Origin of the sequence: Burkholderia sp. E168m23 (genome assembly GCF_016586125.1) — a bacterium.
GTDB lineage: Bacteria > Pseudomonadota > Gammaproteobacteria > Burkholderiales > Burkholderiaceae > Burkholderia > Burkholderia orbicola.
In genome coordinates, this window is record NZ_BCPP01000500.1 from 1 (window position 1) to 5,174 (window position 5,174).

At 61.2% G+C, this 5,174-nt stretch carries 4 protein-coding genes and 1 pseudogene; 1 reads left to right on the top strand and 4 read right to left on the bottom strand.

Annotated features, from left to right (window positions below; genetic code table 11):
- Positions 1 to 292: 292 nt before the first annotated feature.
- Together JMF90_RS23135 and JMF90_RS23140 are read right to left on the bottom strand one after the other, a co-directional pair.
- The gene (locus JMF90_RS23135; RefSeq protein ID WP_011548531.1) at positions 293 to 1,072 is read right to left on the bottom strand and encodes a creatininase family protein; all 780 of its coding nucleotides are present in this window, start codon (positions 1,070 to 1,072) and stop codon (positions 293 to 295) included.
- Between the two features lie 2 nt (positions 1,073 to 1,074).
- Positions 1,075 to 1,839: an enoyl-CoA hydratase/isomerase family protein gene (locus JMF90_RS23140; protein WP_011548532.1), complete on the bottom strand. Its 765-nt coding sequence runs from the start codon at positions 1,837 to 1,839 to the stop codon at positions 1,075 to 1,077.
- Between the two features lie 218 nt (positions 1,840 to 2,057).
- On the opposite strand from JMF90_RS23140, the gene JMF90_RS23145 reads away from it, so the two are divergent.
- The gene (locus JMF90_RS23145) at positions 2,058 to 2,879 is read left to right on the top strand and encodes a helix-turn-helix domain-containing protein (RefSeq protein ID WP_011694458.1); all 822 of its coding nucleotides are present in this window, start codon (positions 2,058 to 2,060) and stop codon (positions 2,877 to 2,879) included.
- Between the two features lie 37 nt (positions 2,880 to 2,916).
- Here the strand turns inward: JMF90_RS23145 and JMF90_RS23150 are convergent, their stop codons facing one another.
- A complete protein-coding gene (locus tag JMF90_RS23150) occupies positions 2,917 to 4,554 on the bottom strand; it encodes an acyl-CoA synthetase (RefSeq protein WP_011548534.1) in 1,638 nt (545 codons plus the stop codon).
- A gap of 201 nt (positions 4,555 to 4,755) precedes the next feature.
- Positions 4,756 to 5,174: pseudogene (locus JMF90_RS23155) on the bottom strand (3,4-dihydroxy-2-butanone-4-phosphate synthase); the annotation flags it as partial.

Genomic DNA, 5,174 nt, shown 5'->3' on the forward strand with positions numbered 1-5,174 from the left:
ATTTTCTTTTCCTTGACAGTCGTAATTCGAAAATTCACGGCGCGCGCGAACGGCTGCCGAGGTTCGGGCAGTGTCACGCCGCCAACCAATTAACATCGTCGTTTAACTTGATTTAGAAACAGCCCATCCAGATTGGATAGCGATACTCATCCATCCGGATGCCTTTTCTGCCTTGATGTCTCTTTTGTTTCCGTGAATAAATATTGCCGCACATCCCGCAGCATTTTTTATTCTTTTCATGCCGCAACCTTGCCGATACCGGCAGATCATGCTGCCGGCTCTCCGTCTTTTTCTAGGTCGACGATTCGGCCGCAAATGCCGACGCGAGAAGCCTCGCGGTCGCACGCAAACAGGCCTCGCCGATCTCGCGTGACGATCCTCGCGCATCGCCCAGCACGCCGTTTCGGGAGATCGACGCCACGCCTTCCTTCCACATCCGGTTCAATTGCTCGGTCGTCATGGCGCCCACGTGGCCGGCCGTGAGTCGAGCGAGTCGCACACTGTCCGGATCAAGGTGGATCATCAGGGAGGTTTCGGCGATGTCTGCGTGTCCGCCCACGGATTCCGGATCGCCGCCGGCTTCCTCGACGGCCAGTCGCCATTCGCGCAGCCACGCCTGATGATCCGTATAGGCAAGCACCTGGACGTCTGGCCCGACGGCCTGTCGCAATTCCGGCAACATCGCATGAAGGGCATTGAAGTTACCGACATGCGCCGAGAACAGATAGATGCACTTGAATCCATGTGCCGCGAGGCTCACGCAGTAATCGTGGCAGAGCGCGGCATACGTGTGCTCCTGCAACGAGATCGTGCCCGGGAAGGCCATGTGGTGCTTCGAGCATCCCACTCGTATCGTCGGCGCGATCAGGGTTCGCCCCAGCAACGTGGCGATTTCCACGGCCAGCGCGTCAGCATGATCGGCATCCATGCTCAGCGGCAGATGGGGGCCGTGCTGCTCGATTGCGCCGCAAGGAATGATGACGCGATCGAACTGCGTGGCCAATGCGGCCGCCACGCCCTCATACGTCATGCGCGCAAGATGCAGCGTTTCCGGCAGTTTGAGATTGCTCACGATCAGGCCTTCTTATTGCGGTTCAGAAATCTGGATCTTGCGTCCGCGGTCCGCGCGTTGCCGAGATATCCACGCAGGTCATCGAGCGTCATCTGCAGCAGAGCTTCGTCGTTCATCCGTGGACTCTCGCGCAGCGTTCGCTTGATGGCGGCGAACAGCTGGCGATCTTTGGCGCAAAGCGCGCGGCATTTGGCCAGCGCGTCTCTCAGCGTTTCATCGTGCGCGGAGATCGCGTCCACCGCGCCTATCGCCAACGCTTCTCCGGCCGTGATCAGTTCACCGGAGAAAAGCAGCGAACGCGCGGCACGCCGACCCAGCAGGGCCGCTGCGTGGCGCATGCCTTTTGCCGCGGGCAACAGGCCGTGATTGATCTCGGGAAATCCTAGCCGGGATTCAGCGGACGCGACGACGTAGTCCGCATGCAGCGCCATTTCGAATCCGGCACCCACTGCATAGCCGTTGACCGCGCACACGAGCGGGCTCGGATACTGCTCGAGTTGCGCCAGGAACGCGTGGAACGCTTCCATGCGCGACAGGGCGAGCTCATGGTCCGCCACTTCATTGATATCGCCGCCGGCACAAAAGAACTTCTCTCCCGCCCCGGTGAACACGATGCCGGGTGGCACGTCGTGTCGAGCGAAGTCGCGGAAGACGGACATCAATGCGGTGATGAGCGGTTCGTTCAGTGCGTTCGCCGGCGGCCGGTCGATCGTCAGTTGCACGACGTCCGCGTCGATCCGTGTGCAAATCAATTCGTCGGTTTTCATACCTGATGTCTCGTGAATTTACATCGAGTCAGTGTAGGTCCGACGGGGCCAAATTTAATTTTGATTTGCCGGCGCCATCGTTGATTCGGCGGATTAAAATCGCGTCAGTCGGATGGCCCACCGTATGTTGCACCGAGGGCGGCGATACATGAATTCACCGAGGCCAGGCAGGCGCAGAAAGCGAGTGAACCGTGGAACCCAACAATCCTGAAATCGGCATGTCCGCTTCGCGAGCCATGACAGACCCGGTGAAGATCAACTATCAGCCGTTCGATCCGGACTCCGTCGATTTGCCGGTCATTTCCGTTCTCCTGGAGACGAGCGGAAAAGAGGATGAGCTGCCGATGCACGTTCATCGCAAGGGGCAATTGGTCGTCGCATTGAGCGGGTCGGTCATGTGCCGATCGCCGAGCGGATGGTGGATCGTCCCGCCCAACGGCGCGGTGTGGATTCCGGGCGGCATTCCGCACAGCAATCATGCTTCCGATTTCGCCAAGCTGTACGTCATCTTCATTCCGCCCGACGAGGCCGGCCTGCCCACCGACTGCCGCAGCTTTACGATCACGCCGCTCATCCGCGAGTTGATCCGTTCACTGGCCAGGTTTCCGCCCGACTATCCGAAGGACGGCCCGGTGGGCCGGCTCGCCAGAGTGCTGCTGGATCAGCTCGCGCTGCTGGCGCCCGACGACGTCTTTCTCCCGATCTCCGACAATCCCCGGCTTCAACAGATCGCTTCGGCGTTGCTCGACAACCCCGCCGACCGCAGCACGATCGCGGAATGGGGGCGCCGATATGCGATGAGCGAACGTACGCTCGCGCGGCTGGTACGCAGCGAAACCGGCATGACCTTCGGGCGCTGGCGCGAGCGTCTGCATATCATCATTGCGCTTCAGCGATTGTCGGCAGGCGCGTCGGTTCACGCAGTGGCGCTCGAGCTCGGCTATGAAGGTCCGAACTCGTTCATCACCATGTTCAAGAAGACCATGGGACAAAGTCCCGGCAAGTTTCGCGTGGACCAGAAGGAGGCGTCCTCGCGCTGATCGAAACGCGGCGGCTGGCGCTACGCCGCCGCCCCTTTCACAGCTGGCGCGCCCGCTCCCTCAAGTGGAACTTCTGGATCTTGCCGGTCGCTGTCTTCGGCAGCGGCGAGAACACGATGGTCTTGGGCACCTTGAAATGTGCCAGCCGCTCGCGGCAAAACGCGATGATGTCCGCTTCGGTCACCGCCGAATCGTCTTTGAGCGCGATGAAAGCACAAGGTGTCTCGCCCCACTTGTCGTCGGGACGCGCGACGATTGCCGCCTCCAGAACGGCGGGATGGGAATACAGTATGTCCTCGATCTCGATCGACGAAATGTTTTCGCCTCCCGAGATGATGATGTCCTTCGAGCGATCCTTGATTTCCAGGTAGCCATCGGGATGCCATACCGCGAGATCGCCCGTGTGAAACCACCCGCCGGAAAATGCCTCCACGGTGGCGTCCGAATTCTTCAGGTAGCCCTTCATCACGTTGTTGCCGCGCAGAAATACCTCGCCGAGCGTTTGCCCGTCTTTTGGAACAGGCTCCAGCGTATCGGGGCTGGCTACCATCACTGCCTCGAGAGCGGGGCCGCGCACTCCCTGGCGGGCCTTGAGCCGCGCTTTCGCATCGAGATCGAGTGCATTCCACGAGTCGCGCCACACGCATTGCACGACCGGCCCATAGGACTCGGTCAACCCGTAGGCGTGCGTCACGTCCCAGCCCATGCGCTCCATGCCGGCGATCACCGAAGCGGGCGGCGGCGCACCGCCGGTCATGACCTTGACTCCATGACGGATGCCGGCTTTCAGCTCCGGCGCGGCGTTATTGATCATGTTCAACACTACGGACGCCGCACAAAAATGCGTGACCGCCTCGGTGCGGATGGCGGCGAGAATCCGCTCGGCCCGCGTATGGCGCAGAAAAACACTGGTGCCGGCCACCAACGCCATGGTCCACGGAAAGCACCAGCCATTGCAGTGAAACATCGGCAAGGTCCATAGATAGGTCGTGTCCTCGTCCAGATGCCACGATAGTGCGTTCGATACTGCGTTCAGATATGCGCCGCGATGGTGATACACGACGCCCTTGGGATTGCCCGTCGTGCCGGATGTGTAGTTCAGCGATATGGCCTGCCATTCGTCTTCCGGCATCGCGACAGAAAATTCTGTGTGCGCGGCCTCCTGCAGCAACGCCTCGTAGTCTTTTTCGCCGAGCAGATCGCCTTCTCCGAACTGTGGGTCGTCGATGTCGATGACCTGAATGGCGCGGCCGAGCCGTGCCAGGGCCTTCTTCACCGTCGAGGAGAATTCGCGGTCGGTGATCAGCAGCTTCGCGTCGCCGTGGCCGAGAATGAACGCGATCGTGTCGGCATCGAGCCGTGTGTTGATGGTGTTCAGGACAGCGCCGCAAAGCGGTACACCGAAATGTGCCTCGAACAGTTCGGGCGTATTGGCCGCGATCATCGCCACCGTATCGCCGTTGCCGATGCCGCGCCCGCGCAGCGCGCCGGCGAGCATCCGGCACCGCCGGTAGGTTTCGGCCCAGTCGCGGCGTATCGTGCCGTGCACGATGGCCGTGCGCTCCGGCCAGACGGACGCGGCGCGTTCGAGAAACGTCAGCGGCGACAAGGCAATGAAGTTCGCCGGGTCGCGCTCGAGTCCGATCGTATAGGGATTTTCCGCCGTCGTTTTCATGCGGGCCGCCCCGCGGCCACGGCGCTCGCGCGCGCGCCGACGATGTCGGGGTTTTCTGCGTGTCTCATCTCTCCTCCAGTTGCTTTTATGGTCACGAAACGCCCTGCGATGAGCGTCACGACTTCATCCGGAACAACGCTCCCGCGATCGGAACGGGACGACCCGATTTCTGCATCGGCACGGCGGCGCGACCGGATGGCGTCAAACTTCCTGATCGTCGTGAATTCGCTCTATTTTTCTCTGCTCGACCATGTTCAAACCGTAGCCCTCCAGGCCCACGATCGTTCTTTCATGATTGGAGAGCAGGATCATGTTCTTCACGCCGAGTTCGGTGAGAATTTGCGCGCCTATTCCGTAATCGCGCAGTTCCGGCTCGGCAGGCTTGGGATGCATCATGGCACGCACCCGCTCGGACACGGCCGTCGGGCGGGATTCGCGGATCACCACGATGACGCCGCGATTCTCGTTCTCCAGCAAACGCGCCGCGCCGCGCAGGGACGCGAGGTGGTGACCGCCGATGACGTCGTTCATGGTATCCATCGCATGCATGCGCACGAGAACGGGGTCGGCGCCCCGTAGATCGCCCATGACGAAGGCGATATGCTCGACCTGATCGATCC

Coding starts and splice junctions, on each gene's coding strand:
- JMF90_RS23140 (WP_011548532.1), bottom strand. CDS start 1,839: ATGAAAACCGACGAATTGATTTGCACACGGATCGACGCGGACGTCGTG.
- JMF90_RS23145 (WP_011694458.1), top strand. CDS start 2,058: ATGTCCGCTTCGCGAGCCATGACAGACCCGGTGAAGATCAACTATCAG.
- JMF90_RS23150 (WP_011548534.1), bottom strand. CDS start 4,554: ATGAAAACGACGGCGGAAAATCCCTATACGATCGGACTCGAGCGCGAC.